This window comes from Roseateles agri (assembly GCF_034043675.1).
Classification (GTDB): Bacteria; Pseudomonadota; Gammaproteobacteria; order Burkholderiales; family Burkholderiaceae_C; genus KK5.
Genome location: NZ_JAXCLA010000007.1, coordinates 492,807 through 516,546, shown reverse-complemented (window position 1 = coordinate 516,546; position 23,740 = coordinate 492,807). Strand labels below are relative to the sequence as shown.

General features: G+C 68.0%; 28 protein-coding genes, 1 tRNA gene and 1 pseudogene. 23 read left to right on the top strand and 7 right to left on the bottom strand.

Annotated elements, in window-relative coordinates:
* The 14 genes and pseudogenes from SNE35_RS22740 to SNE35_RS22675 form a co-directional block, all read left to right on the top strand.
* A pseudogene (locus SNE35_RS22740) lies at window positions 1-312 on the top strand (hypothetical protein); the annotation flags it as partial.
* 37 nt (window positions 313-349) lie between these two features.
* Entirely contained in the window at window positions 350-595 is a 246-nt protein-coding gene (locus SNE35_RS22735) for a hypothetical protein (RefSeq protein WP_320425297.1), read from the top strand.
* Between the two features lie 14 nt (window positions 596-609).
* Complete coding sequence (locus SNE35_RS22730) at window positions 610-1,158, top strand: hypothetical protein (RefSeq protein WP_320425296.1); 549 nt, start codon at window positions 610-612, stop codon at window positions 1,156-1,158.
* Window positions 1,155-3,062, top strand: coding sequence for a ParB/RepB/Spo0J family partition protein (locus SNE35_RS22725; protein WP_320425295.1), 1,908 nt, complete (start codon window positions 1,155-1,157; stop codon window positions 3,060-3,062). The genes SNE35_RS22730 and SNE35_RS22725 overlap by 4 nt, the downstream gene beginning before the upstream one ends.
* Complete coding sequence (locus SNE35_RS22720; RefSeq protein ID WP_320425294.1) at window positions 3,062-3,250, top strand: hypothetical protein; 189 nt, start codon at window positions 3,062-3,064, stop codon at window positions 3,248-3,250. The genes SNE35_RS22725 and SNE35_RS22720 overlap by 1 nt, the downstream gene beginning before the upstream one ends.
* Window positions 3,250-3,570, top strand: coding sequence for a hypothetical protein (locus SNE35_RS22715; RefSeq protein WP_320425293.1), 321 nt, complete (start codon window positions 3,250-3,252; stop codon window positions 3,568-3,570). Before SNE35_RS22720 ends, SNE35_RS22715 begins: the two co-directional genes overlap by 1 nt.
* Complete coding sequence (locus SNE35_RS22710; RefSeq protein WP_320425292.1) at window positions 3,567-4,199, top strand: hypothetical protein; 633 nt, start codon at window positions 3,567-3,569, stop codon at window positions 4,197-4,199. The genes SNE35_RS22715 and SNE35_RS22710 overlap by 4 nt, the downstream gene beginning before the upstream one ends.
* A complete protein-coding gene (locus SNE35_RS22705) occupies window positions 4,196-6,157 on the top strand; it encodes a DNA cytosine methyltransferase (protein WP_320425291.1) in 1,962 nt (653 codons plus the stop codon). The genes SNE35_RS22710 and SNE35_RS22705 overlap by 4 nt, the downstream gene beginning before the upstream one ends.
* Window positions 6,150-7,205 carry a phage Gp37/Gp68 family protein gene (locus SNE35_RS22700; RefSeq protein ID WP_320425290.1) on the top strand — a complete coding sequence of 352 codons (1,056 nt, stop codon included), beginning with the start codon at window positions 6,150-6,152 and terminating at the stop codon, window positions 7,203-7,205. Before SNE35_RS22705 ends, SNE35_RS22700 begins: the two co-directional genes overlap by 8 nt.
* Window positions 7,202-7,924, top strand: a complete 723-nt coding sequence (locus tag SNE35_RS22695; protein WP_320425289.1) for an ASCH domain-containing protein — start codon at window positions 7,202-7,204, stop codon at window positions 7,922-7,924. The genes SNE35_RS22700 and SNE35_RS22695 overlap by 4 nt, the downstream gene beginning before the upstream one ends.
* Window positions 7,924-8,655: a hypothetical protein gene (locus SNE35_RS22690; RefSeq protein ID WP_320425288.1), complete on the top strand. Its 732-nt coding sequence runs from the start codon at window positions 7,924-7,926 to the stop codon at window positions 8,653-8,655. The genes SNE35_RS22695 and SNE35_RS22690 overlap by 1 nt, the downstream gene beginning before the upstream one ends.
* On the top strand, window positions 8,652-9,059 hold the full coding sequence (locus SNE35_RS22685) for a hypothetical protein (RefSeq protein WP_320425287.1): 408 nt from the start codon (window positions 8,652-8,654) through the stop codon (window positions 9,057-9,059). The genes SNE35_RS22690 and SNE35_RS22685 overlap by 4 nt, the downstream gene beginning before the upstream one ends.
* Window positions 9,049-9,948, top strand: coding sequence for a DNA adenine methylase (locus SNE35_RS22680; RefSeq protein ID WP_320425286.1), 900 nt, complete (start codon window positions 9,049-9,051; stop codon window positions 9,946-9,948). The genes SNE35_RS22685 and SNE35_RS22680 overlap by 11 nt, the downstream gene beginning before the upstream one ends.
* Entirely contained in the window at window positions 9,938-10,201 is a 264-nt protein-coding gene (locus SNE35_RS22675) for a helix-turn-helix transcriptional regulator (protein WP_320425285.1), read from the top strand. The genes SNE35_RS22680 and SNE35_RS22675 overlap by 11 nt, the downstream gene beginning before the upstream one ends.
* On the opposite strand, the gene SNE35_RS22670 is transcribed toward SNE35_RS22675, so the two are convergent.
* Entirely contained in the window at window positions 10,165-11,460 is a 1,296-nt protein-coding gene (locus SNE35_RS22670) for a tyrosine-type recombinase/integrase (RefSeq protein ID WP_320425284.1), read from the bottom strand. The two genes, SNE35_RS22675 and SNE35_RS22670, sit on opposite strands and share 37 nt — an antisense overlap.
* Before the next feature lie 215 nt (window positions 11,461-11,675).
* On the opposite strand from SNE35_RS22670, the gene SNE35_RS22665 reads away from it, so the two are divergent.
* The 6 genes from SNE35_RS22665 to SNE35_RS22640 all read left to right on the top strand — a co-directional run bounded on the left by SNE35_RS22665 (window position 11,676) and on the right by SNE35_RS22640 (window position 15,731).
* A tRNA-Gly gene (locus SNE35_RS22665) sits at window positions 11,676-11,749 on the top strand.
* Between the two features lie 104 nt (window positions 11,750-11,853).
* Window positions 11,854-13,986, top strand: coding sequence for an acyl-CoA dehydrogenase (locus SNE35_RS22660; RefSeq protein ID WP_320425283.1), 2,133 nt, complete (start codon window positions 11,854-11,856; stop codon window positions 13,984-13,986).
* A gap of 131 nt (window positions 13,987-14,117) precedes the next feature.
* Window positions 14,118-14,564, top strand: coding sequence for a hypothetical protein (locus SNE35_RS22655; protein WP_320425282.1), 447 nt, complete (start codon window positions 14,118-14,120; stop codon window positions 14,562-14,564).
* Entirely contained in the window at window positions 14,561-14,986 is a 426-nt protein-coding gene (locus SNE35_RS22650) for a DUF1330 domain-containing protein (protein WP_320425281.1), read from the top strand. The genes SNE35_RS22655 and SNE35_RS22650 overlap by 4 nt, the downstream gene beginning before the upstream one ends.
* 190 nt (window positions 14,987-15,176) lie before the next feature.
* A complete protein-coding gene (locus SNE35_RS22645) occupies window positions 15,177-15,545 on the top strand; it encodes a hypothetical protein (RefSeq protein WP_320425280.1) in 369 nt (122 codons plus the stop codon).
* Between the two features lie 9 nt (window positions 15,546-15,554).
* On the top strand, window positions 15,555-15,731 hold the full coding sequence (locus SNE35_RS22640) for a hypothetical protein (protein ID WP_320425279.1): 177 nt from the start codon (window positions 15,555-15,557) through the stop codon (window positions 15,729-15,731).
* Here SNE35_RS22640 and SNE35_RS22635 read toward each other — a convergent pair whose 3' ends face one another.
* Both SNE35_RS22635 and SNE35_RS22630 read right to left on the bottom strand, forming a co-directional pair.
* Window positions 15,732-16,703 (bottom strand): LysR family transcriptional regulator, encoded by a 972-nt coding sequence (locus tag SNE35_RS22635; protein ID WP_320425278.1) that lies wholly within the window; start codon window positions 16,701-16,703, stop codon window positions 15,732-15,734.
* Between the two features lie 101 nt (window positions 16,704-16,804).
* Window positions 16,805-17,569 carry an alpha/beta fold hydrolase gene (locus SNE35_RS22630; RefSeq protein WP_320425277.1) on the bottom strand — a complete coding sequence of 255 codons (765 nt, stop codon included), beginning with the start codon at window positions 17,567-17,569 and terminating at the stop codon, window positions 16,805-16,807.
* Between the two features lie 142 nt (window positions 17,570-17,711).
* Between SNE35_RS22630 and SNE35_RS22625 the strand changes: the two genes are divergently transcribed.
* Window positions 17,712-19,115: an HD domain-containing phosphohydrolase gene (locus SNE35_RS22625; protein ID WP_320425276.1), complete on the top strand. Its 1,404-nt coding sequence runs from the start codon at window positions 17,712-17,714 to the stop codon at window positions 19,113-19,115.
* A gap of 37 nt (window positions 19,116-19,152) precedes the next feature.
* Entirely contained in the window at window positions 19,153-19,737 is a 585-nt protein-coding gene (locus tag SNE35_RS22620; protein ID WP_320425275.1) for a mechanosensitive ion channel family protein, read from the top strand.
* 15 nt (window positions 19,738-19,752) lie between these two features.
* On the opposite strand, the gene SNE35_RS22615 is transcribed toward SNE35_RS22620, so the two are convergent.
* Entirely contained in the window at window positions 19,753-20,397 is a 645-nt protein-coding gene (locus SNE35_RS22615) for a CrpP-related protein (protein ID WP_320425274.1), read from the bottom strand.
* Window positions 20,397-21,203: a transglutaminase-like domain-containing protein gene (locus SNE35_RS22610; protein ID WP_320425273.1), complete on the bottom strand. Its 807-nt coding sequence runs from the start codon at window positions 21,201-21,203 to the stop codon at window positions 20,397-20,399. The genes SNE35_RS22615 and SNE35_RS22610 overlap by 1 nt, the downstream gene beginning before the upstream one ends.
* Window positions 21,204-21,441: 238 nt before the next feature.
* Here SNE35_RS22610 and SNE35_RS22605 point away from each other — a divergent pair, with 238 nt between their 5' ends.
* A complete protein-coding gene (locus SNE35_RS22605; RefSeq protein ID WP_320425272.1) occupies window positions 21,442-21,924 on the top strand; it encodes a DUF4148 domain-containing protein in 483 nt (160 codons plus the stop codon).
* A gap of 92 nt (window positions 21,925-22,016) precedes the next feature.
* Here SNE35_RS22605 and SNE35_RS22600 read toward each other — a convergent pair whose 3' ends face one another.
* Together SNE35_RS22600 and SNE35_RS22595 are read right to left on the bottom strand one after the other, a co-directional pair.
* Complete coding sequence (locus SNE35_RS22600) at window positions 22,017-22,271, bottom strand: hypothetical protein (RefSeq protein ID WP_320425271.1); 255 nt, start codon at window positions 22,269-22,271, stop codon at window positions 22,017-22,019.
* A 171-nt stretch (window positions 22,272-22,442) separates the two neighbouring features.
* Window positions 22,443-23,579 (bottom strand): slipin family protein, encoded by a 1,137-nt coding sequence (locus SNE35_RS22595; protein WP_320425270.1) that lies wholly within the window; start codon window positions 23,577-23,579, stop codon window positions 22,443-22,445.
* Window positions 23,580-23,740 lie beyond the last annotated feature (161 nt).

Sequence of the window (23,740 nt, the reverse complement as noted above, 5' to 3'; positions counted from 1 at the left end):
GCCGCCGCCTGGGCCGCCGCCTGGGCCGCCGCCTGGGACGCCGCCAGGGCCGCCGCCTGGGCCGCCGCCTGGGCCGCCGCCTGGGACGCCGCCAGGGCCGCCGCCTGGGACGCCGCCAGGGCCGCCGCCCAAAGGGCGTTGGAGCCGACCGTGCTCCGTTTGCAATCGAGCGCACACGAGCTGCTGATCTCGATGATCAATGCCGAGTTGCGCGAAGACAGCGCGGACCGGGAGGCCCAGCGCGACGCCGACCGCGACGTCGACTTCATCGTTCACAAGGGCCTCGCTGCCGGCGAGCGCGAGGACGACTGAAGTGCATCACCCCTACAGCCCTCTGCGCGAACGACGCATGTCCACCAGCAGCTTCGAACCTCACGTCATCTATGGCCCGAGGCTGCGCGTCACGGCGCGCTTGAAATGTTGCTGCGACAACGGTCCGCGCGTGTGCATCAAGGGCCGCTGGCTTTCGCCGTTGCTGGCCAGCCGACGCCTCTACGTTTCCCGCAAGGAACGGCCCCTGAGCCGCGACCTTCGCCAGAGAAAGCTCTGGCGCTTCCGCGATCGCCTGCAAGGCGACGCGTCACTTCCCTTCTGACCACAGGAGCCCACATGGCACACCGCACCCGGCGGCCGCACAAGCGCCACTTCGTCGAACGCATGGCCGGCGAAGCGCCCGACGCCTCGCCGATCGAGATCGCCCTCAACCGCATCGCGCTGCTCACGCGCACCGAGCGCGAGCACATCATGGGCCCGCGTCAGTTGGCCCTGGCCGAGTTCCGCGCCGGCCGCGGCAGCGAGGACCACTGGCGCGAGCTGGCCGATGCGTTCAACGTTGGCGCCGACCTGGTCGAGCACCAGATCGCGAGCGACCACGCCGTCACGTTCGACACCGCCAAGACCGCGCTCGCCGCCGTGATGACCCGCCAGCAGGCCGGCGGCAACTGGACGCTGCGCGGCGCAGAGCTGGCCGCCATCGACCTGGCCGTGTTTGTGCACCAGGTCCAGCTCACGCACTGCAGCCGCGGCGAACTGGCCCAGGCGGTGAGCCGCACGATCGCCCGCATCCGCAATGTGCTCGCCGGCCAGGTGCCGAGCGGTGCACACGTTTTCACACCCGGCGCGCTGGGCGCCAAGGCCACGGAGGGCCAGTGCGCATGAGCACCATCGAGCACAAGACCGAACCCGCGGTCTACGTACCGCTCGGCCTGATCGCGCCGAGCCCGACCAACCCGCGCAAGCGCTTCAAGCAGGCCAAGATCGACGAACTGGCCGAGAGCATCAAGAAGCACGGCGTGATCCAGCCCGTGCTGCTTCGCCGCAATCCGGCCTGGCACGACGGCAACGGCCAGCCGCCGCATGAACTGGTCTGCGGCGAGCGCCGGTGGCGGGCCAGCAAGCAAGCGGAGAAGCCCACGATCCTCGCGCTGATCCGCGACCTGACCGACTTCGAGGCGCTGGAGATCCAGCTGCTGGAGAACATCGACCGCGATGACCTGCATCCGCTCGAAGAGGCCGAGGGCCTGCAGAAGCTGCTGCACCCGGGCGAAGGCATGCAGGGCTATGCCAGCGTCGAGGAGCTGGCGGCCAAGATCGGCAAGAGCAAGCGCTGGATCTACCTGCGCCTGTCGCTGCTGAATCTGTGCGAGCCGGCCCGCGAGGCCTTCCTCGACGACAAGCTGAACGCCAGCGTCGCCGGCCTGATCGCCCGCATGCCGAACGAGGACCAGCAGCGCAGCGCGCTCAAGCGCATCCTGGAAGGCTTCGGCGGTGAGCCGCTGAGCTTCCGTGCCTCGGCCGAGTTCCTGCGCAAGGAGTTCATGCTGGACCTGTCGCTCGCGCCGTTCGATATCCGCGCGGTGTTCCAGATCGCCGGCCCCTGCAGCGACTGCAAGAAGCGCAGCGGCGCGAGCCCGGATCTGTTCGACGACGTCAAGCAAGGCGACATGTGCCAGGACAGCGCCTGCTTCCGCGCCAAGCAGCATGAGACGTGGGAGCTGAAGTTCGCCGAGGCCGAAGCGGCAGGCCACACGGTGCTGCGCGGCGTTGCCGCCATCACCCTGATGCCCAAGCCGACGGCCCTGCCGAACGGGCACCTGTGGTTCGACCAGCCGGCGCCCACCCTGACGGCGGACAAGCGCATCCTGTCGGAGATCTTCGGCGCCAAGCAGCGCGGCGTCATCACGCTGGAGCACGGCCCCAGCGGCCAGATCCTGCGCATCGTGCCCGAGACGGACGCGCGCAAGCTGCTCAAGAGCAAGAACCTGCTGCGTCCGCCGGCGGCGCCGACACCTGCACCGCCGCCGAAGCCGACGCTGAGCGATGCGGCGACGGCCGTACAGGCCCCGTCCAGCAGCGCGTCGCCGGCAGCGCCGCAGCCGCGCAGCGAGCAGACCCTCGCGGCCATGCGTGGCGAACGGGCCTGCAAGCTCTTCGGTGTCCGCGCGCAGACGCTGCTGCTGGAGCGCATGAACACCCAGGGCCTGCCGCTGGCGGCTCTGCGGCTCGCCGTCGCCCAGCTCGCGGGCGATCTCACCTATGAGGCGACCGCGCTGATCTATCGCGCCCACGGATGGGACATCCCTCCGGCGAATACGTTCATGTCTTCGGCCGAGCGGGCCAAGGCCGAGCGGGATTTCCTCCATCGCATCGTGAACATGGAAGACGGCAGGCTCCTCGGCACGCTGCTGGCCCAGGTGCTGATGGCCGAGGAACTGACCGATCCCTACACGTTGGAGGACATCGAGGCCAGCAACTACGACGGCGAGCCCACGTGGACCATCGCCACCGAGCTGGGCGTGGCCGACCAGGTCGCGGCACTCGCTGCTGAGGCCGAGAAGGAGGCCAGCAGCCAGATCCAGGCCGAGGAAGACGAACGCCTGGGCAAGAACGCCGCCGGCGACGCCTTCGCCGCCGCTCATGCGCCGGCCAAGCCCGGCCAGGTCAAGTATCGCAACGCCGCCACCGGAGAAACGTGGAGCGGCCGCGGCCTTCAGCCCGCGTGGCTCAAGGCCGCGATCGCCGCCGGCGCGCGCCTTGAAGACTTCACCAAGGAGGCCGCGTAATGCCCGCCACTCTTGCAGATCTCGCGCTCATCCAGGCCATGGCCGAGCAGCTCGTCGACCAGGCAAACAAGGTCGGCGCCGTCGTCACCATCGACCTGCAGTCGCTCCAGCCGCTGCGCATGGGCCACTACGAACCGGTCATCAGGGTCTGGCCGGCCAATCCCAACGCCAAGACGGGAGGCCAGTGATGCTGAAAGCCAAGAAGATCGAGGCGATCACTCTCGAACTCACCGATGGCGTGCAGGCGGTTCTGGTCCAAGAAGGCGCGCCATGGCATGGCCTGGTCGCCTACCGCTGCATCGCTCCCGGCGCATTCAAGGATCAGTTGCTGATTGCCATGCCGGATCAAACGCCGGGCCTCACACGGGTCTTCCACACCATCTTCGGGCAGATCGTGGAGAACGACATCGTCGCGGCGTCGCCGTCGTTGGGTGCAACGATCAAGGCGATCAACTTCGCCATCTCGGCCGACGGGGCAGCAGAGCGAGCCAAGGAGCCGCAGCAATGAGCGCGCCCGAAGCTGCCATCGACTGGATGCGCGCGCTCACGCCTGTGGCGGCTGCGCTCACCGCCGTTGTCGCCTTCCGCGTCACCGCTCAAGGCACGGATCAGGGGCACTTCCTGCCCTTCCCCGGCGCGCATGAGGGACGCCTGTTCCTGATCGGCGAGAACGGCATGCGCCTGGACGTGCAGATCGCCGACAAGAAGACGCTCGCCGCAGTGCTCGCGCACCACGATCGCTTCACGTTCGCGGGCGAAGTTTTGGCCGTCACTCCCGCCTCGCCAGCCGCTGGACGGGACCCACACGGGAAGGGGGGCGGGGGGAAGGTCGAGGCGACGAGCGAAGAGAGCAAGCGATTGGCCGCGATCGCCCTGATGTTTGCCACGGAGCTGCGGGCCCTACTCGACCTGATGGCCCGTATGGAATCCGACGTGCCCGAGGCCGACCGCGCCACCGATGAGGAATGGCTCGACCGAACCGCGTCCGCGACGGAAGTCTTGTCTAGTGGCCTTGCGGCCATGAGAAAGGAATCAGGAGCCAGCGGCCTGGCGGCCGAAGGAATCGATAGCGACCTGAAGGTCGCGGCCTGGGCGCCCACCACCACGGCCCTGTCCAGCCGGGAGAGCCGCGCATGAAACTCGCCCCGATCGTCAAGACCTTCTTCTGCCTGTTCGGTGCCATTGGCGGCGGCGCACTGGGCTTCAAGGACTCGCACGTCAACGTCGGCGGCCTGGATGGCCACTGGGAATGCCTGGGCAGCGTCGACGTCGACCCGGCCGCGAACCGCGACTTCGCGCGCCTGGTCGGCACGCGTGCCACGGACATGGACCTGATGGACCGCGAGCAGTACGTGGCCTATCACGGCCATGAGCCGCCACCCGGATGGCGCGAGGCCACGCCCGACGACATCCGTCGAGCCGCGGGCTTCCGCCGTCCGAACGCGGTCTTCCTGTCCGCGCCGTGCAAGGGCTTCAGCGGCCTGCTGTCGCAGGCGAAGAGCCTGACGGCCAAGTACCAGGCGCTGAATCGGCTCACGCTGCGCGGCGTCTGGCTCACCCTGGAGGCCTGGGCCGACGACCCGCCCGAACTGATCCTGTTCGAGAACGTGCCGCGCCTGGCCACGCGCGGCCGCGCGCTGCTCGATCAGATCTCGGCCATGCTCCGCGCCTACGGCTACGCCGTGGCCGAGACCACGCACGACTGCGGCGAGCTGGGCGGCCTGGCGCAGAGCCGCAAGCGCTTCCTGCTGGTGGCCCGACACATCGCCAAGGTGCCGAACCTGCTGTACGAGCCGCCGCGCCGGCCGCTGCGTGCCGTGGGCGACGTACTCAGCAAGATGCCGCTACCCGGCGATCTGACGGCCGGGCCGATGCACCGCGTGCCGCAGCTCAGTTGGAAGACCTGGGTGCGCCTGGCCTTCGTCGAGGCCGGCAAGGACTGGCGCAGCCTGAACCGGCTGGCTGTGGAAGACGGCGTGCTGCGCGACTACCTGATCGTGCCGGCGATGCACAACGGCGGACTCGGCGTGCGCCGCTGGGAGGATTCCACCGGCGTCGTGGCCGGACAGTCGTTGCCGATGAACGGCACCTTCTCGGTGGCCGACGTCCGATTCCAGCAGCGCGCACTCTGGCGTGATGGGCAGGCCTACGGCGTGCGCCGCTGGGAAGACTCGACGGGCGCGATCGCTGGTCAGCAAGGGCCTGGTCAGGGTTCCTACAGCGTCGCCGATCCGCGGCACACCGGGCCGGCGAAGCACTCGAACGAGTTCCGCATCGTCCGATGGTCGGGTTCGGCCATGGCGGTCACCAGCGCGCACGGGACTGGCCAGGCGCTTGCCGATCCGCGACCGGCCTGGGACGGCCGCCACGGCCACCTGCACGTGGCCGGCTTCGAGGACACGAGCCGAACGGTCACCGCCGGCGGCAAGGGCGTCCAAGGCGGCCATCTGTCCGTCGCAGACCCGCGGCCGACAGCTCAGGGTCGCCTGTTCACGAAGTACCCAGTGGCGGGATGGGGTGGCAGCTCTGGAACGGTGATCGCAGGGGACGACTGCGGCGCCTACGCGGTCGCCGACCCGCGCACCAGTATGTCGCCGGATCGCGCCGCCTACCTGACGGGTGGCCACCTCGGCGTCGTGCCCTGGTCCAGCAGTTGCGGCGCAGTCAGCGCGGCAGCGTGCCACGACAACGGCCGCTGGTCGGTAGCGGATCCGCGAGTTTGCGATCTGGTGCAAGTCGCGGCCATGCCGGCTGCAAACGATCGCCTCGTCGCCCACATCCTCGCTGAGGACAACACGTGGCACCGGCCCTTCACCACGCTGGAGCTGGCCGCACTGCAAAGCCTGTTCGACCCCGAAGACCCGATCGAGGCGGCCGCATTCCAGCTCGACGGTACCAGCGACCAGGCCTGGCGCGAGCGCATCGGAAACGCGGTGCCACGCGCATCGGCTCGCGCGATCGCCGACGAGATGCTGCGCACGCTGATGCTGGCCGACGCCGGCGAGACCTTCCAGCTCAGCGCTGCGCCGGTCTGGGTGCGGCCCGTCGCCGCGGCGCTGATGCTGGCCCAAGGAGAGGAGGTGTGCCATGGCTGACCGCAGCAACATCGAATGGTGCGACAGCACCTTCAACCCATGGGAAGGCTGCCAGCACGCTGGCCCCGGCTGCGACAACTGCTACGCCGAGAACCGCAACGCACGGTACGCCGGCGGCCAAGCCGTGAACTGGGGCCCGGGCGCTCCACGCCGGCGGACGAGCGTCGCGAACTGGCGCAAGCCCGTCGCCTGGAACCTCGGCGCTGACGCCTTCGAACGCGAGCACGGCCGCCGGCGGCGCGTCTTCTGCGCATCGCTGGCCGACGTGTTCGACAACCAGGTCGATCCAGCCTGGCGTGCCGACCTGTTCGAGCTGATCCGCAAGACACCGCGGCTCGACTGGCTGCTGCTCACCAAGCGTATCGGCAACGCCGAGGCCATGATCAAGGCCGCGATCGCAGACCTCGACATCGGCTACTCAGTGCCCTTCGCGGCCTGGCCATGGCCGAATGTCTGGCTCGGCGCGACCGCCGTCAACCAGGCCGAGGCCGACCGCGACATCCCCAAGCTGCTGGCCACGCCGGCGCACATGAGGTTCTTGTCGATTGAACCCATGCTCGGGCCCATCGATCTGACCCGCATCCAGGTCTGCGGCGGGGACGCCGAGATCTATCCACTCATCGGCACGACGGAATGCGTGAACGACGAGGGCGTGCCGGCAGACGACGTGCCAGCAGTGAATTGGATCATCGCCGGCGGCGAGAGCGGCCCCAAGGCCCGGCCGATGCATCCGGACTGGGCACGCAGCCTGCGCGATCAGTGCACGCGCCCTGACGTGCCCTTCCTGTTCAAGCAGTGGGGCGAGTGGATCGAGGTCGACAGCGGCATGGCCGAGCCGCTCGTCGCACGCGAGGGCGACCCTGAGTTCAATGCCGAACTGGCGAAGCACGACGGCTTCATCAGCCTGGCCGGCCACTTCGTCACCGACCCTGACGACATGGTGGACGGCGTGGCCTATCGCGGCCTGATCCGACCAGGCAAGAAGACCGCCGGCCGCCTGCTCGACGGCATCGAGCACAACGGCTTTCCGATCGGGCCCACGCCATGAGGCCGCCCGAGTTCGATCGCGATGGGGCCGACCTGGCCGAGGAGATGATCCCCTGCCTGTCGGTCCGCCAGCCCTACGCGTGGCTCATCAGCCACTGCATCAAGCCGGTGGAGAACCGCACCTGGTCGACCAAGTTCCGCGGCCGCGTGCTGATCCACGCCGGCGTGACGTACAGCAAGCGCGATCACCTTGACGATCTCGAATCCTGGCGGCACCTCGGCTACCCCGAAGACCGCGAGTCGATGGTCGGCGGCATCGTCGGCGAGGCCGTCATCACCGATTGCGTGAAGCAACACCCGAGCGAGTACTTCTTCGGGCCCTACGGCTTCGTGCTCGACCAGGCGAAGGCCTTCGAGCGGCTCATCCCGTACGGCGGCCGCCTCGGCTTCTTCGGTGTCCCATCCAGCGTGCTCGCCGGCGTCAGCCACAAGGTCGCCTACGTCAAGAGCCAGGGCCAGACGCGCAAGCATCACTGCCACTGGCCCGGCTGCACCGCTCAGTGCCCGCCGGCGATGTGGGGCTGCACGCGCCACTGGTACGCCCTGCCCAAAGACCTGCGCGACCGGATCTGGCGCACCTACGTGCCTGGCCAGGAAGTCAAGGGCACGCCCAGCGCCGCCTACCTCGAAGCCGCCCAGGCCGTGCAGGCCTGGATCCTCCATCACCTCGCAAACACACCGGCGCCGGCAACGACGCCTCAGCAGGAAGGACTTTTCTGATGCTGCACTCACCAAAGCGACAAGACCCGAGCTACGCCCAGTCCGGCGACGTGTCGACGCACGACGACTTCCTGAAGACGCATGCTCTGGAAGAGCTCATGCAGCTCGGCTACACCGTCGTCAACGGCGACCTGTACCCGCCCGACCACATCGGCGCTCTGATGGTCGCGGCAAAGCATCCGCTCGCCGAGCAGTTCGGTGCCATCAGCACCATCTCGGACAAGACGCTGATGGGCATCTATCGCGGGATCTCAGTGACTCCGAGCGCAGCACCGGTCAGAGAGCGCGGACTGCCGGCGCGAGTCGCCGAACAGCCGCGGATCTGGGATGAGAACTCCATCGCAATGGCGTGGAACACCGTGCGCGCCGAGGCACGGAAACTCTCCCCCGGGCATGGCATCGGCGACTTGCTTGCCGCCGTCGAGCAGTACGGCGAGCGCTTCGTCAGCCTGGCGCCGCACTTCGTGCTTGACTTCCGCCCAGCGTCAGAGATCCCGCCACGCGACACGCGAGACTGCCTGCTGCTGAACCCCTGCGATGGCTTCCACATCATGGCGCCGTGCTGGTGCAGCGAGGACGGCGAGTTCCTGGGTTTTCGTTCTTTCGCCGGCACGCGGCTCCATGGCGCCGAGTTCTACGTCGCTTGGGCCGTGCTGCCCGACACACTCGCGCCGGCGCTGCGGGCATTCGACCGACGAGCTGTGCGTACGCCAGTGGGAGATGCCTCATGAACTGGGACCAGTGGATCGGTACGGTCGCCGGCGAGCCCATCATGTGGATCAAGCACCTGGCCAGCTTCCGCGGCTGGCGGCTTGAGCTGCACAAGTTCGTGCGCGCCGATGTGCCCCGCTGCTATCACACCCACCCGGCGATCGCTGTGCGGCTGATCTTGTGGGGCGGCTACCTCGAGGAGGTCGAGGCATCGCGCTTCCACTGGTGGTTCCCGCCGCAGTTCGGGCTCGTTCGGCCCGAACTGTCGCATCGCATCGACATGCTGGCCAATGGCCGCGTGTCTTACTCACTCTGGTTGCGAGGACCGCGCACTCACGAGGTAAGCCTGCGCGGTCCAGGATGGCGCAATCAACTGCGCGCAGCCAAAGCGGATCTGCAAGAGGAGACACCCGGTGGCCGCTGAAACCGTCACCCGTCCAGCCCTGCGCTACCACGGCGGAAAGTTCCGCCTGGCGCCCTGGATCCTGCAGTTCATGCCCCCCCATGGCTGCTACGTCGAGCCCTTCGGCGGTGCGGCCGGAGTTTTGCTGCGCAAGCCGCGCGTCTATGCCGAGGTGTACAACGACCTCGACGGGGACATCGTCAACTTCTTTCGCGTGGTGCGGGATCCAGCCATGCGCGCTGACCTGGTCGAAGCCTGCCGGCTCACGCCCTACGCCCGCGAGGAGTTCGACGGCAGCTATCAGCCCACCGACGACGCGTTAGAACGCGCCCGGCGCACCTGCGTGCGCGCGGCGATGGGATTCGGCAGCGCCGGCGCCACCAAGGCCACGACGGGCTTCCGCACGGACACTCGCCGCAAGTACGGCACCGCCCAGCACAACTGGGCGGCCTACCCCGACTCGATCGCGGCGATCGGCGAGCGCTTCGCCGGCGTCCTGATCGAGAACCGCGAGGCGATCGCCGTCATCCAGGCCCACGACGGGCCCGACACGCTGCACTTCGTCGATCCGCCGTACGTGCACGCCACGCGGCACATGCGGAACAAGGGCGGCTACCGTCACGAGCTCGACGACGCTGGCCACCGCCGCCTGATCGACGCGCTGCTCGCCGTCGACGGCATGGTGATCCTCTGCGGCTATGCGTCAAGCCTGTACGACGGCGCGCTGCAGGCCTGGAATCGCCACGAAACGACCGCTCGCATCAGCGGCGGCCGCGGCACGAGTCACCGGACCGAAGTGGTCTGGCTCAACCCCGCCTGCAGCGCTGCGCTCGATGCCAGCCGTGGCGGGCTGTTTTCAACGTCGCCGGCGATCGACGCCGGCGCGCAGGAGGCCGTCAATGGCTGCTGAAACCATCATCGCCCTGGAACCCATGTTCCTGGCCAAGCCGCAAGCCGCGGCGTTCCTGTCGGTGTCCCTGTCGACGATCGACGTGCTCGTGAACTCCGGCGCGCTGCCCAAGCCCCGCAAGATCAGCGCGAACCGCACCGGCTGGCTGGTGCAGGATCTGCGGGAGTTCGCGCTGACGCGCCCGGTGTCCGACCTGGCGCCACCCAAGGGCGCAGGCTACGGCCGCGCCGGCAAGCCGTCGACCGGTGGCTGATGCTTGGCCAGCTTCTCCAGATGCGCAGCCAGGCGCTTCAGCCACAGCAGCCGCTCGGCATCGTAGCTGTGCGAGTTGTACGTCGCGTCCATCACCTCGGGCAAGTGGCCGATCATCGCCTCGGCCACTTCCTTGGGGCACTTCAGGCTGGCCAGCAGCGTGCGGGCCGTGCGACGCAGGTTGTGGGGCGTCCAGCCCGTCACCGGCACGGTGAGGCGCCGGCCTTCCATGCGCCGGGCCTTGGCGCTGTACGGTTGCAGGTCATAGACGTAGGTCGAGAACGCCTTCTGCGTGTACTGCTCGCCCTTCTCGTCCTCGAAGAGCGCCCCTGACTTCCCCACCGCGGCCGCTCGCCGCTTGACCACGTCCAGCGCCCGACCGAACAGCGGCACGCGCAGGTCGACGGCGAACTCGTGGTGCGCGTTCTTCGTCAGCGCCTTCGGGATCACCCACCACAACACGCCACGCTCCTCCTGCAGGTGCTCTGGCCGCAGGGAGAAGATCTCCGAGCCGCGCACGCCGGTCCACAGGTAGAGCACCGTCGCGTCGCGCCCGACCTCATGCATCGCCGGCAGCCAGGCCAGCAGCTGCGAGATCTCCGCCGGCGACAGCACGCGCCGCGCGCGCCCCTGGTGCTCACCGCCGACGATCTTGCCCTTGCTCTTGAGCCGGCCGCGCTGGACCTGGCGCCACCAGTTTGGCGAGTCCTCGCCGAGGCGGCCGGCATCGAGCGCGTAGTCCCACGCGCTGGCCAGCATCGAACGCAGCTTGGTGGCGGCCGTCGGCGTGCTCTTGCGCGCCTCCAGCAGATCGAACGCCAGCGATCGGGTGACCTCGGCCGCCTGCATGCTCGCGAAGACGCGTTCCTCGTCCAGCAGCGTCGTCAGCGCTCGCCTGGCGGCCGTGACGCCGGCGGGCTTGCGGTTGTGCTCGATGTGGCCATCGAGGTAGTCGTCGACGAGCCGGCGCACCGCGTAGCCGGCCAGCTCGGTGGTCGGCTTCCGGCGGTTGACGGCCTTGGGGTCCTGTCCAGCGGCGCGCACGTCGACAAGCGCCTGCCATGCCGACACCGCGGCCGCCATCGGCATCGCTGGCCACTGCCCGAGCTTGGTCTGCCGCATGGTGCCCGCAACGCTCTTGTACCGGTAGATCCAGCTCTTGCGCGAGGCGCTTGCCTCCAGCCTCAGACCGTCACAGCCTTCCACCAGCAGGTGCTGGCCAGGCTTGAGCAGCTTGGCCGCATTGGGATCAAAACGCATCGCCCTATACTCGTCCCGGCGCCGCAGCGGCGTAACTTTCCGGACCTGGGAGCCGGCCCTCAAAAAAGTTACGCCAATGCTACGCCAAGGCGACAAGAGCCCCCTGTTACGGACAAGTCCGGACAGGTAGTAGATTTTGGCCCGCAGGTGTAAAAACCTACGCTGAATCAAGGACTTGACGCCTAACCCGTTGATCTGCAACGGGAAATGCAAGTGCGGGTGTAGTTCAATGGTAGAACTTCAGCTTCCCAAGCTGACTACGTGGGTTCGATTCCCATCACCCGCTCCACTCCAGATCAGAAGCGTCGACCAGTCCACGGCGGCCTTGAGTCCTACGTCAGAGCGCGCCCTAGGCTGGCGTTGCCGGTAGTCACGAGGGCCTAGCCTCGACGCATGGGACTGCATCGACTCCTCGGGCGCCTGGCGATGGCGCCGTTCTCGAAGGCTCTGCCCGCTATGGGCGATACCGAGCGGGCGGCACTGGAGGCCGGCACGGTCGGCTTCGAGGGTCAGTTGTTCGCCGGCCAGCCGGACTTCGGTGCGCTGATCTCGCGCGGGCCCAACCGGCTCACGGACGACGAGCGCCGTTTCCTCGAGCAAGAGGTGACCCCGCTGATCGGCATGCTCGACGACCATGCGATCGACGAGGCCGGCGATCTGCCGCCGGAGGTGTGGACCTATCTGCGCGAGCGCCGCTTCTTCGGGATGATCATTCCGAAGGAGTATGGCGGCCTCGGCTTCAGCCACTACGCGCACGCCGAGGTGGTGACGCGCATCGCCACCGTCAACACCGCCTGCGCGGTCACGGTGATGGTGCCGAACTCGCTGGGCCCGGCCGAGCTGCTGCTGCGCTACGGCACGCCGGCTCAGCAGCAGCACTACCTGCCGCGGCTGGCCGACGGCCGCGAGCTGCCGTGTTTCGGCCTGACCTCGCCCTACGCCGGCTTCGACGCTGCGGCCATTCCGGACCGCGGCGTGTTGACGGAGCGGACCATTGACGGCCGCACGGTGCGCGGCTTCAGCGTGCGTTTCGACAAGCGCTACATCACGCTTGCGCCGGTGGCGAGCGTCGTGGGCCTGGCCTTCCAGGCGATCGATCCCTCGCGGCCCGAGGGGCAGCAGGAGCTAGGCATCACCTGCGCGCTGCTGCCCGTGCCCACGCCGGGCATGGAGATCGGCCACCGCCACCGGCCGATGGACTCGGCCTTCATGAACGGGCCGATTCGCGGCGAGGACGTCTTCGTGCCGATGGACTGGGTGATCGGCGGCGAGGAGCGCATCGGCCAGGACTGGCGCATGCTGATGGAATGCTTGGCCGCCGGCCGCGCGATCTCGCTGCCGGCACTGGGCGCGGCGATGCAGCAGACGGCGCTGTTCGTGGTCAACGGCTATGGGCAGGTGCGCCAGCAGTTCGGCCTGCCGATCGGGCGCTTTCACGCCATCGCGGGCATCACCGCGCAGATGGCCGCGCGGCTCTACGCCACCGACGCCGCGCGGCGCTACACCGCCGCCGCGCTCGATGCCGGCGAGCGCCCCAGCGTCGCCAGCGCCATCCTGAAGGTGCAGCTCACCGAGGCAGGTCGCAGCGCCGTCAACGAGGGCATGGACGTTCTGGGCGGCAAGGGCATCATCTCCGGCCCGCGCAACCTGCTGGGCGTGGCCTACCGCCATGCGCCCATCGCCATCACCGTGGAAGGCGCCAACCTGCTGTCGCGGGCGCTGATCATCTTCGGCCAGGGCGCGACCCGCTGCCACCCCTTCGTGCTGGAAGAGATGCAGGCCGTGCAGGCCCAGGACCCCGAGCGCCTGGGCCGCGCCCTGCTGGGCCACGGGGGTCATGTCTTGCGCAACCTCTGGCGCAGCCTTGCGGGCGCGCCTTTGCATGGCAACCCGCCGGCCGACCTGCGCGCCGAGGCACGGCTCATCGCCTCGCTGTCGGCCCGCTACGCGCTCACCGCCGATCTCGCCATGGGCCTGCTCGGCGGCAAGCTCAAGCGCATGGAATTGCTGTCGGCGCGCCTGGGTGATGCCCTCGCCGCGCTCTACCTCGCCGCCGCCTGCGTGTGGCGCTACGAGGTCGACAAGGAGCCCGCCCTGCTGCCGGTGGCGCGCGCGGCGATCCGCCTGCAACTGCACGCGGCCGCGACCCTGCTGCGTGATCTGTACGCCAACCTGCCCTCGCGCCTGCTGCGCGCACTGGCGCCGATGCTGCTGCACGGCACCGGCCGCCTTGCACCGCTGCGCGACCGTGAAGCGCTGGCGCTGGCCGACGCACTGCGCACGCAGCCGGCGCTGATGCGCCAGCTGTGCCCCGACGTCTCGCGCCCCAAGCGCGGCGGCCTGCTCGACCTGATGCAGGCGCTCGACGCAGCCCGCGCCCTGGGCGACGACGAGGTGGCCGAACTCAACAAGGCACTGCGCCGCGACGGCTCGCTGGAGGAAGTCGCCCAGCGCGCGCGCAACCCCGAGGCAGCGCTGGCCTATCTGCGGGCTGCCGCGGAGGTGATCCGGGTGGACGAGGCCTAGCCCCATACAATCGCCGCCGGGCTCACCGGGCGCCCGTCTCGCGAAAGCATTGGCACCGCTCATCCGCAAGCACCCTGCTTGCATACCATCCTTCGGCCATCAGCGAGTGGGCCGCATCCAGAGGACTTGGTATGCATTTCGCCTCCCCTAACCATTCGCCTGCGGCTCGCCTCACCGCGGCGGACCTCGTTCGTTCACTGGCCAGGACGCTGCACCGCGCAGCCGCTTCGGAGTCGCTCGCGAACTCGCTGCCGGTACTGCGCCGCCTGCTGACCACACGCGCCTTGCGTGGCCTGTCGCTGCCCGAGCTGTTCCGCCAGCGGGCCATCGTCCAGCGCAAGCACGTGCTGCTGATGCTGGCCGTCGAATCGGGCTTTCGGAGCTGGGAACAGTACAGCCGTGCATTGACTTCGATGGACGAGGCTCAACTGACCCACTTCGATCTGCTCCGAAGCAAGGCCGGCCACCTCAACCCGTGGTTCTCCTCGCGCGCGGAGGCCGAAGCCCAGGTCCCGGTGCTCGGCGGTCGGGTCGTGGAGGTTGGCGGCCAGGCCGTCCTGCTGGTGGAGGAGGCATGACAGCCGCCTATCTGGAACCGACCCAGGAGGCCGGTCGTGCCTTCTTCATGCGCGGCATCGTCGGCCCCGTCGTGATGCTGAACCTGCTCAGGTATCGCGCCCTTGCGGACTACGCCGCGAGCCCGCATCTCGCGCCGGCAGCGCCGATCACCGGCGAGGCGGCCTACCTGATCTACATGCGCGAGACGCTGCCCCATCTGGAGGCCTCGGGAGGCCGCGTGCTCTTCTTCGGCCGGGGCGGCCACTTCCTGATCGGGCCGCAGCACGAGCGCTGGGATGCCGCGCTGCTGGTGCAGCAGTCGTCCGCCGCGGCCTTCATGGCCTTCGCCTCGCATGAGGCCTACCTGGCCGGGCTCGGTCACAGGACGGCTGCGCTGGAGGATTCGAGGCTGCTGCCGCTGGAGCACTTGGCCATGGCCTAGGCATTCGCATCGATCGAAGCCCATGCAAACGCCGCCCGGCCAGTCGCCGGGCGGCGTTTTTTCATCTTTCGGATTTGTTGAACGATGCATTCGGCCGCGCCTAGTGTTTACCCGGAGCCATCAGTCCTAGAGTTCAGCCCATGGACGAAGCAAGTGCGGAGTCCGAAGCACCAACCGAAAGGATCTGATCATGAAAACCGTTCTGACCATCGCTGCTGCCCTGATCTCCACCGCCTCGCTGCTGGGCGCCGCCCCGGCCAGCGCATCGAGCTACGACCAATACCGCGGCGCCGTGCTGGGTGACTCCACCGTTGCCGCACCCGCCGCAGCAAGCCGCACGACGCTGGTGGCCGGCTCCTACGCCCAGTACCTGATCAACAACGGCGCGACGAAGCAAGACGCGCTGGCCGCTGCTTCGCAAGTCGGCGAGCAACAACGCTACGCCAGCGTCGCCCTCGAAGCACCGAAGGCCCAGCTGAACGCACTGCAAGCCTATGCGAAGTCGATCGGCAACGACGTGCCCGCAGCACGCGCCGCCGCGGTGACCAACGCCGAGTGAGTCCTGCCCGTGAAGCTGCTCGCCGAAATCGTCGTCAGCCTGTCGGTCGTGGGCGCCTGGTGTTACGTGGCGCTCACGCTCCCCGCCCCTGCCGGCAGCGCATCGGCAGCAGTGGCGCCGGAAGGAGCCGGTAGCAGCCCTCAGTTCTCCCAGGGCCAGGCCGAGCGCCTGATCGCCCGACGCTGATCAGCCGAGCGTCCTCGCGCTCGGCACTTCCCGGCGATCCGCCAGGGATAGCGAATGCTTGCGCAGCGTCTCCTCCGTCTGCCGGAAGAGTTCCACGATCCAGTCCACGAAGACGCGCAGGCGCGCGCCGTGCCTGCGGTTGGACGGATAGACGATGTGGATCGGCAGCGCTGGCACCGTCCATTCCGGCAGCACGCGCAGCAGCCGGCCCGACTGCAGATAGCTGGACGCCGCCACCGTGGTCGTCCGGATCACCCCGAGCCCATTGAGACCCGCCAGGATGTTGGAGGTGGAGTCGTTGATGGCCAGCACGTGCCGGGGCCTGAACTCCGTCATCTCGCCGTCGCGCTCCAGGCGCCAGGCATCGGTGCGGCCGGTGCGATGGGAGAAGTAGTTCACCACCCGATGCTGATGCTCCAGGTCTTCCGGATCGGTAGGCAGGCCGTGCTCCTTCGCGTACTCGGGCGAGACGGCGATCACCATGCTCAGGCGCCCCAGGTTGCGGGCGATGACCGATTGGTCCGTCACTTCGCCGCCGCGGATCACGCAATCGACGTTGTCGCCGATCAGGTCCACCGGCCGGTCCGACACACCCAGGTCGATCGTGATGTCCGGATACTTGCGATGGAACTCGGCCAACGCCGGAATGATCAGAAAGTGCCCGACGGTGGCGCCCACATCGACCCGCAGCCGGCCCCGCGGCGTCGCCTTCACGTCGTCGAGGATGCTGCCTTCCATCTCCTCGATGTCCGCCAGCACCTGCACCGCGCGCTCGTAGTAGGCGGTGCCGGCCTCGGTCATCGTCATCCGGCGGGTCGTGCGGTTCAGCAGCGGCGTGCGCACTTCCGCCTCCAGCATCTGGACCTGCCGCGTCAACGAAGCCTTGGCAATGCCCATCGACTCCGCGGCACGGCTGAAGTTGCCAGCCTTCACGACGCGCACGAACGCCTCCATCGCCCCCAGTTTGTCCATGATTCGTCCCGCCCGGAAAGTAATGTGCCGGGCTCGCGGTTTCAGCGCGAGCCCGGCCTCTGGATCTAAGCGGGCATCCTATTGCATGCCAGCAAAGATGATTACTTCGTGCTGGCGTTCACCGCATCGATGATCACCGCGGCCACGTCCGCAGGGCGCGACTGCTGCGGCACGTGGCTGGTCGGCAGGGTGCTGACCTTGGCGCCGATCTTCTTGGCCATCGCACGCTCCAGATCCGGCGGGATCATGCGGTCTTCCGACGCGACGATGTACCAGGACGAGCGGGTCTTCCAGGCCGCGCCGGTGGCCTTGTCCCCGAAGGCCTTGGCCTGGATCGGGCCTTGCGTGGCCGCCATCACGGCAGCCTGGGCGGCGGGCACGTCCTGGGCAAAGTCTTCGGCCAGGGCTTCCGGCGGCAGTGACAGGTAGCCCTTCGAATCGGCCACCAGCTTGGTGATGCCGGGAGGCGTCGGGTAGTCCTTGCCAGCCTCGGCGGTGGACTGGCCTGCGTCCAGCGCGAAGGCGGCCACGTAGACCAGCGCGGAGACCTTGTCGTCCTGGCCGGCATCGGTGATCACCGATCCGCCCCAGGAGTGGCCGACCAGTACGACCTTGCCCTTCTGGTTGTCGATGACGCGGCGGGTGGTCGCCACGTCGCCGGCCAGCGATTCCAGGCCGTTCTGCACCGCGGTCACCTTGATGCCCTTGGCCTGCAGCAGCGGGATCACCTTGGCCCAGTCGGAACCATCGGCGAAGGCGCCGTGGACGATGACGACCGAGGGCTGTTCGGCGGCGATAGCGGCATGGCCACCCGTCAGCAGCGCGGTGCCGAGGGCGAGCGAGGAGAGGATGCGACGTGTGTTCATGAGAGCTTCTCCGATAGAGTTGATGGCTTTGTTGAAGCGCGCTTTGAAGCGCGTGAAGTCAGTGTCGGAAATCGCCCCCTCAGCCGGTATCGGTCGATCGACCGACCCACGCCCCGCCGCCCGCATCGCCGTCCGCGACGCCATGCTCGCCCTCGCCTTCATCGGCGACCTGAGCATGGGCCGTCCAACCGACCATTCGCACCGCACGGCCTGGCTCGCGGCCCGGCTGGCGGCGGAGGACGGCGGCACCGACCGCGACTGCCAGTCCGCGCACGACGTCTCGCTGCTGCGCTGGTCGGGATGCACGGCCAATGCCGCCGGCTTCGACCAGTTGCTGGGCGACGACGTGGCCGGGCGCGACGCGCTGTTCGAGATGACCCTGCCGATCAACGCGGAGCGCGCCGCGGCCATCGTGCCGCTGGCGGAAATCCACTGCGAGGTGTCCGGCGAGATCGCCTCCCAGTTGGGCATGGACGACCAGGTCGAGGCCGGCCTGCGCAATATCTTCGAGACCTGGGACGGCCGCGGCAATCCGGGCAGGCTGAGGGCGGATGATGTGCCGCCAGTGGTCTATCACGTGGCCCTCGCCAGCGACCTGGAGATCCTGAGCCGGGCCCGCGGCCTGGAAGCCGCGCTCGAGAAGATCGCGAGCCTGTCCGACGAGAAATATCCGGCGCCGCTGGTCCAGCGCCTGCAGCGCACCGCGCCGCAATGGCTGGCGACCCTCGACGAAAACCAGCCCCAGGGGCCTACGCAAGACCTGACCCTGGTTGGGCGCGACGTGCCGCTGGAACTGATCGCCGACGTTGCCGACCTCAAGCTGCCCTGGCTCGCAGGCCAATCCCGCCAGGTGGCGGCCTGCGCCGCCGCCACCGCGGCCCAGTTGGGGCTCGACGCGAACACGCAGGCGCTGCTGCAACGAGCCGGCCTGATCCACGCCATAGGCCGCGCCGCCCTGCCCAACCACCTCTGGGAACGAACCGGGCGCCTGACGGCGGCCGACCGGGAGCGGGTGCGGCTGATGCCTTACTGGACCTTCCGCGCAGCCAGCCACATTCCGGTGCTGAAGGCGGAGGCGGATCTGGCTTCGTACGCCTACGAGCGCCTCGATGGCTCCGGACACTTCCGCAGCCTGAGCGCCGCGGCGCTGACGGTGCCGCATCGCATCATCGCGACCGCGGTCGCGCTGGTCGCCCTGCGCTCGCCGCGACCCTGGCGGCCCGCCTTCGACGCCGCCGGCGCGGCTCAGGTCCTTCGCGACGAGGCGGCGCAAGGGCGTTTCGACGCGGAGGTGGTCGAAGCCGCCCTCGCGGCGCTGGCCGGCTCGCGGCCGCGCACGCCAGCCAAGGCGGCGATCTCGCTGTCAGCGCGCGAGGCGGATGTGCTGCGGCGCATCAGCCTGGGCGAGAGCAACAAGGAGGTCGCCCGGGTGCTGGAGATCAGCCCCAGCACCGTGCGCACGCACATCGAAAGCGTGTTCCGCAAGCTCGAATGCTCGACGCGCGCGGCAGCCACACTGAAGGCGTTCACGCTGGGCCTGATCTGACGGCAAGACCTGCACTCGATGGTGCATGATTCCCGCCATGAACAAGATCCTCCAGACGTTGCACGACTCGCTCCCCGTATGGACGGCCGATTGGCTGGACATCTTCGTGCCGGCCGTCGAGGTGCTGCTGATCGGCCTGTTCGCCTGGCTGGTAATGCGCTTCGCGCGCCATCTCACCCGCCGCCTCACGACGACGTACGCGCTGCCGGTCAAGCTGTCCGAGCTGTTCCTGCGCGTCATCGGCTTCGTGGTGTACGGCGGCGCATCGCTGTGGGCGCTGGAGCGCATGGGTGTGTCGGGCGCCGTGCTGTGGACCGCGTTCACGGGCTTCGCGACCGTGGGGGCGGTGGCCTTCTTCGCCGCGTGGAGCGTGCTGTCGAACCTGTTCTGCGCGCTGCTGATCTTCATCACCCGGCCGTTCCGGGTCGGCGATGTGGTCGAAGTGGTGGAAGGCGGCGAGAAGGAAGGCGTCAAGGGCCGCGTGGTGGACATCAATCTGGTCTACACCACCCTGCTGGAAAGCGGCGACGAGCACGGCGGCGTGAGCCTGCAGTTGCCGAACACCCTGTTCTTCCAGCGCATCGTTCGCCGCTGGCATGGCACCGTGCCTGACGGCCACTGAGTTCGGCAAGCGTATTCACGACGGGAGACTATCGAGGCGGCGGATGCGCTTGGCCCGGTACATCGCCGCATCGGCAATGCGTACCAGCGCCTCCGCCTGATCGCCGTCGTCCGGGAAGATGGCCGTTCCTATGCTGATGCCCGGAGAAATCAGATGCCCGCCCAAGGTGCATTGCACGGCGACGGCCGCCTCGATCTTGCGCGTCAGCCGCTCCAGGTCGCTCCCAAGGGTGTGGCGGGCCAGGCTGCGAATGCCTTCGTCACTGCGCAGCAAGGCCGAGAGCGTCGCCCGGGCTCTGCGAATGTCTTCGGCTATCGCCGCCAAGTCATCGGGGCCCACGATCGGCCGTCGGCCATTTGCCGCATCGGCCGCACCGGCTTGCGCACCGGGGTCTGCCCGCCCCGCGTCAATGGCCCTGGATTGGGCGTCGTGTCCGCGTTGCCAGGCGCGCTTCCTGAGCTGCCATGTGTCCACGGACTCGCCTGTGGAGCCCGGCATGTTCGAGTGCTCGCCCATCGGGTTGGATATCGAATGCTCTCCGCGCGCAGCGGCCTTGGCGCCCTGGCGTCGCAACTCGTCGCGCTCAGCCGTCGAGACACCCATCTGGTCCGCAGGCCTTGGCTTCGGTGGACGAGTGCCATTTGAGCTGCGCTTCACCATCAGTGCACCTCATCGCACCAGACCTTGAAGCCATCCAGTTCGTTGGGCCCGAAGGTATTCGAGAGCGCGACGTCACTCGCATCGCGGCCTCTCCCCATCAAAACGCGGCCGATGCGAGGTACGTTGTTGCGAGCGTCGAAGGTGTACCAGCGATCCCCTAGGAATGCCTCGAACCATCCTGCGAAATCCATCGGCCCATGAGGTGGCGGCACGCCGATGTCTCCGAGGTAGCCGGTGCAGTAGCGTGCCGGGATGTTCAGGCAGCGGCACAGCGTGACAGCGAGGTGGGCATAGTCACGGCACACACCCTGCCCCTCGTTGAACGCCTCGAAAGCGGACCGGGTGCGCCGCGCATGCGGGTAGCCGAACTCGATGTGTTCGTGGACGTAGTCGCAAACCGCCTGCACGCGTTGCCAACCCGTCGGGCCGCTGCCGAATTGCTTCCAGGCGAAGTCGGACAGCAGGTCGGTCTCGCAGTAGCGGCTGCCGAGCAGGTAGAGCAGCGTCGACTCGGGCAGGCGTTCGACGAGCACCTGCGGCGCATCGGCGGCAAGGGTATCCGGAGCGCCGTCATCGCGGATCACGGTGTCCGAGCTCACGACGAAGCGCCCTGCAGGCGCGACCAGGCGCGTGCACCAGTTGCCGAAGAGGTCGCGGTAACCGCTGGTCGTGACGGACGGGTTCGTCATCAGATGGTCCGGACGCTCAAGGTCGCCCACCCTGGAGTGATGGACGTTGAGCGCCAGGATCATTGGCGTCGCCTGCGGCAACTGGTACGCGATCTCGAATCCAAGGCGAATTTTCATCGCGCGATCATGCGCCCCAATCGCATGCCGCGCGCGCCGGGCCGGCTTGCAACGCAGAAATGGTTCGCGAGCTGCGAGGCAGCGAGCCCGGACGTTCCTGAATTCCGAACAGTGCTTTCCAGATGAGCTAGTGTTTTCCCTAGGTCAACATCTCTACAGTTCAGGTCATGGACACGGCGATCAACAAGCAAACGCCGCAAGCCACTCAACCCACGCTGTGAATGCAAAGGAAAACATCATGAAGACCTCGATCGTTCTCGCCGCTGCCCTCCTCTCCGCCGGTGTCATGGTTGGCACCAGCGCCTTCGCTGCCGATGTCGGCGGCAAGACCCGCGCTCAAGTCGTTGCCGAGCTGGCCCAGGCCCAGCAAAGTGGCGAACTCGCTGCCGTGAACAGCGAAGACCCGATGGCCGCACAAACCTTCCGTGACCGCCAGTTCGCCGGCCAAGCCAAGACTCGCGCCCAAGTTCAAGCCGAACTGGCCCAGGCTCAAAAGAGCGGTGAACTGGCCGCCCTGAACAGCGAAGACCCGGCTGCCTTCCAACGCTTCACGGAACAGCAATACGCCCACCAAGGCAAGACCCGCGCGCAAGTGCGTGCCGAGCTGGCCCAAGCCCAGAAGAGCGGCGAACTGGCTGCGCTGAACAGCGAAGATCCCACCGCCTACCAACGCTTCGTCGACAGCAAGGCCGCTCGCAAGACCGAAACGATGGCCGAGTAACGGGCTCGGCAATCGATCGCTGAAGCAAGGCAGCGGGGGAGGTTCGAAAGGACCTCCCCCGCTGCTTTTGGCATCTCGATATCGATAGGGCCTCAGTGCGACGGTTCGATCAACTCCACGGCCGCGGCCAGCACCTGGATCGCCTCGAAGCCGTCGAGGTCCGCCGCGCGCACCACATCCTGCGCAGCATCGAGCGCACCGGTACGGCGGCCTGCGGCCACCTTGGCCACCATCGCGCCCAGTTCCTTCATCCGCGCCGTGTAGCCCTCGCCCAGCAACATCCTCGCGGTGTTGCGGGTCTCATAGAACTTGGGCGCCAGTCTCATTGCCGATGTCGTCGCGCTCACCTGCTTCTCCCGATAGGTCCTGCAACCCTCGCCCTTCAAAAAGAGACCCGGACACCTCACGGTGCCGGGCGAGTCCTCTGGGCCAGGGGGAGGGACAAAGAGAGGGCACCAGAGGCAACTGAACTCTAGGTCCGCCGCGAACGCGCCGCCGTAGGACAAGGCCGCGTTCGTTCAACGCAGCTTCACCAGCCCGTTGAGCACCTGATCCAGACCTCCGAAAACGGAGATCTTGTCGATGCGCTCAGCCACGCGCTCCAGGGTTTCCAGCTCCTTGAGCCGCAGGGCGACAGGGTTGTCTTCCATCACCTTGGCCGTGTTCAGCAGCGACCGGGTCGCGGCGGTTTCCTCGCGGCGGCGGATCACGTTGGCTTCGGCCGATTTCCCGGCCTCCACCACCTGGGCGAGGATGGTCTTCATCTCGCCCGGCAGCACGATGTCCTTCACGCCGACGCTGGACAGCTCGAGCCCGAAGGCCGCGAGCTTGGCCTTGGCCTGGGCGGTCACGATCTCGTCGATGACGCTCTTGTTTTCGAGCAGCTCATCGAGCGAGCGCGTGCCCACCGCGGCGCGCAGACCGAACTGCAGCTCGCGGTACAGGTGCTCGGCCGGCTTGGCCAGCGCCTTGTACGCGGTCAGCACATCCGAGTAGCGCCAGGTGGCCGAGAGGTTGAGCCGCAGCGCCACCTTGTCCCGGGTCAGGATTTCCTGCCCCGTCACCTCGACCGCCTGCAGCCGCAGGTCCACCAGTTCCACGCTCACGTTGCGGTTGAACTTCCAGAACGCGAACGAGCCGGCGCTGAGCAGGCGCTCGACCTTGCCGTCGACCCACAGGATGCCCGCGCCGTGTTCCGGCACGAGCACCTGCAGCACGCCGGCCAGGCCGGTGATGCTGCGCGGGCGCAGCTGGGTCTGCAGCAGACGGGCGGTGAGCGCGGGCGGCAGCTCGATGGCGTCGGCGAGATCGATCACCTCGACCTGCACGTCCACCAGGCCCTTCCAGTACAGGCGCCGCGTCTCGGGCGGCAGCAGCTCGACCAACACGCCGTTCTCGCTGCGCAGGCTGACCTGGGTCGCGCTCAGCTCGACACGAACGAACTCGGTCTCGACCACCGCCGGCTCCTTGGCCAGCAGATATTCGGCGAGGCGGTGCACGAAGGCCGGTGCCTCGATGGCGAACAGCTCCACCTGGAGTTGGTCCAGACCGGCGAGCAGCCAGTGCGTGCCGGGCTGTAGCACGCGTTCGAAGTCGCCATTGCGAAGCAGCAGGCCGCGCTCGTTCTTCTTCACAGTGACACGCTTGATCGTCATGGTGTTCTCCTTGTTTGCAGCGTGTGGTTTGAATCGGGGTGCCGTTACAGCGCGGACACGGACTTCGAATGCCTGGGACTGGGTGCCGCAGCGCGTCTTCGGCGTGCATTCCTCGAATGCGCCTCCGACTGACCGCGGACGCAGGCCCCGCATGCCCGAAG

Excerpts from the sequence above, each read along its gene's own strand:
- SNE35_RS22670 (WP_320425284.1), bottom strand. The coding sequence starts at position 11,460 with ATGCGTTTTGATCCCAATGCGGCCAAGCTGCTCAAGCCTGGCCAGCAC.
- SNE35_RS22620 (WP_320425275.1), top strand. The coding sequence starts at position 19,153 with ATGAACAAGATCCTCCAGACGTTGCACGACTCGCTCCCCGTATGGACG.
- SNE35_RS22655 (WP_320425282.1), top strand. The coding sequence starts at position 14,118 with ATGCATTTCGCCTCCCCTAACCATTCGCCTGCGGCTCGCCTCACCGCG.
- SNE35_RS22610 (WP_320425273.1), bottom strand. The coding sequence starts at position 21,203 with ATGAAAATTCGCCTTGGATTCGAGATCGCGTACCAGTTGCCGCAGGCG.
- SNE35_RS22695 (WP_320425289.1), top strand. The coding sequence starts at position 7,202 with ATGAGGCCGCCCGAGTTCGATCGCGATGGGGCCGACCTGGCCGAGGAG.
- SNE35_RS22595 (WP_320425270.1), bottom strand. The coding sequence starts at position 23,579 with ATGACGATCAAGCGTGTCACTGTGAAGAAGAACGAGCGCGGCCTGCTG.
- SNE35_RS22715 (WP_320425293.1), top strand. The coding sequence starts at position 3,250 with ATGCTGAAAGCCAAGAAGATCGAGGCGATCACTCTCGAACTCACCGAT.
- SNE35_RS22625 (WP_320425276.1), top strand. The coding sequence starts at position 17,712 with ATGCTCGCCCTCGCCTTCATCGGCGACCTGAGCATGGGCCGTCCAACC.
- SNE35_RS22735 (WP_320425297.1), top strand. The coding sequence starts at position 350 with ATGTCCACCAGCAGCTTCGAACCTCACGTCATCTATGGCCCGAGGCTG.
- SNE35_RS22725 (WP_320425295.1), top strand. The coding sequence starts at position 1,155 with ATGAGCACCATCGAGCACAAGACCGAACCCGCGGTCTACGTACCGCTC.
- SNE35_RS22615 (WP_320425274.1), bottom strand. The coding sequence starts at position 20,397 with ATGGTGAAGCGCAGCTCAAATGGCACTCGTCCACCGAAGCCAAGGCCT.
- SNE35_RS22645 (WP_320425280.1), top strand. The coding sequence starts at position 15,177 with ATGAAAACCGTTCTGACCATCGCTGCTGCCCTGATCTCCACCGCCTCG.
- SNE35_RS22710 (WP_320425292.1), top strand. The coding sequence starts at position 3,567 with ATGAGCGCGCCCGAAGCTGCCATCGACTGGATGCGCGCGCTCACGCCT.
- SNE35_RS22685 (WP_320425287.1), top strand. The coding sequence starts at position 8,652 with ATGAACTGGGACCAGTGGATCGGTACGGTCGCCGGCGAGCCCATCATG.
- SNE35_RS22700 (WP_320425290.1), top strand. The coding sequence starts at position 6,150 with ATGGCTGACCGCAGCAACATCGAATGGTGCGACAGCACCTTCAACCCA.
- SNE35_RS22605 (WP_320425272.1), top strand. The coding sequence starts at position 21,442 with ATGAAGACCTCGATCGTTCTCGCCGCTGCCCTCCTCTCCGCCGGTGTC.
- SNE35_RS22635 (WP_320425278.1), bottom strand. The coding sequence starts at position 16,703 with ATGGACAAACTGGGGGCGATGGAGGCGTTCGTGCGCGTCGTGAAGGCT.
- SNE35_RS22650 (WP_320425281.1), top strand. The coding sequence starts at position 14,561 with ATGACAGCCGCCTATCTGGAACCGACCCAGGAGGCCGGTCGTGCCTTC.
- SNE35_RS22720 (WP_320425294.1), top strand. The coding sequence starts at position 3,062 with ATGCCCGCCACTCTTGCAGATCTCGCGCTCATCCAGGCCATGGCCGAG.
- SNE35_RS22730 (WP_320425296.1), top strand. The coding sequence starts at position 610 with ATGGCACACCGCACCCGGCGGCCGCACAAGCGCCACTTCGTCGAACGC.
- SNE35_RS22705 (WP_320425291.1), top strand. The coding sequence starts at position 4,196 with ATGAAACTCGCCCCGATCGTCAAGACCTTCTTCTGCCTGTTCGGTGCC.
- SNE35_RS22675 (WP_320425285.1), top strand. The coding sequence starts at position 9,938 with ATGGCTGCTGAAACCATCATCGCCCTGGAACCCATGTTCCTGGCCAAG.
- SNE35_RS22630 (WP_320425277.1), bottom strand. The coding sequence starts at position 17,569 with ATGAACACACGTCGCATCCTCTCCTCGCTCGCCCTCGGCACCGCGCTG.
- SNE35_RS22660 (WP_320425283.1), top strand. The coding sequence starts at position 11,854 with ATGGGACTGCATCGACTCCTCGGGCGCCTGGCGATGGCGCCGTTCTCG.
- SNE35_RS22690 (WP_320425288.1), top strand. The coding sequence starts at position 7,924 with ATGCTGCACTCACCAAAGCGACAAGACCCGAGCTACGCCCAGTCCGGC.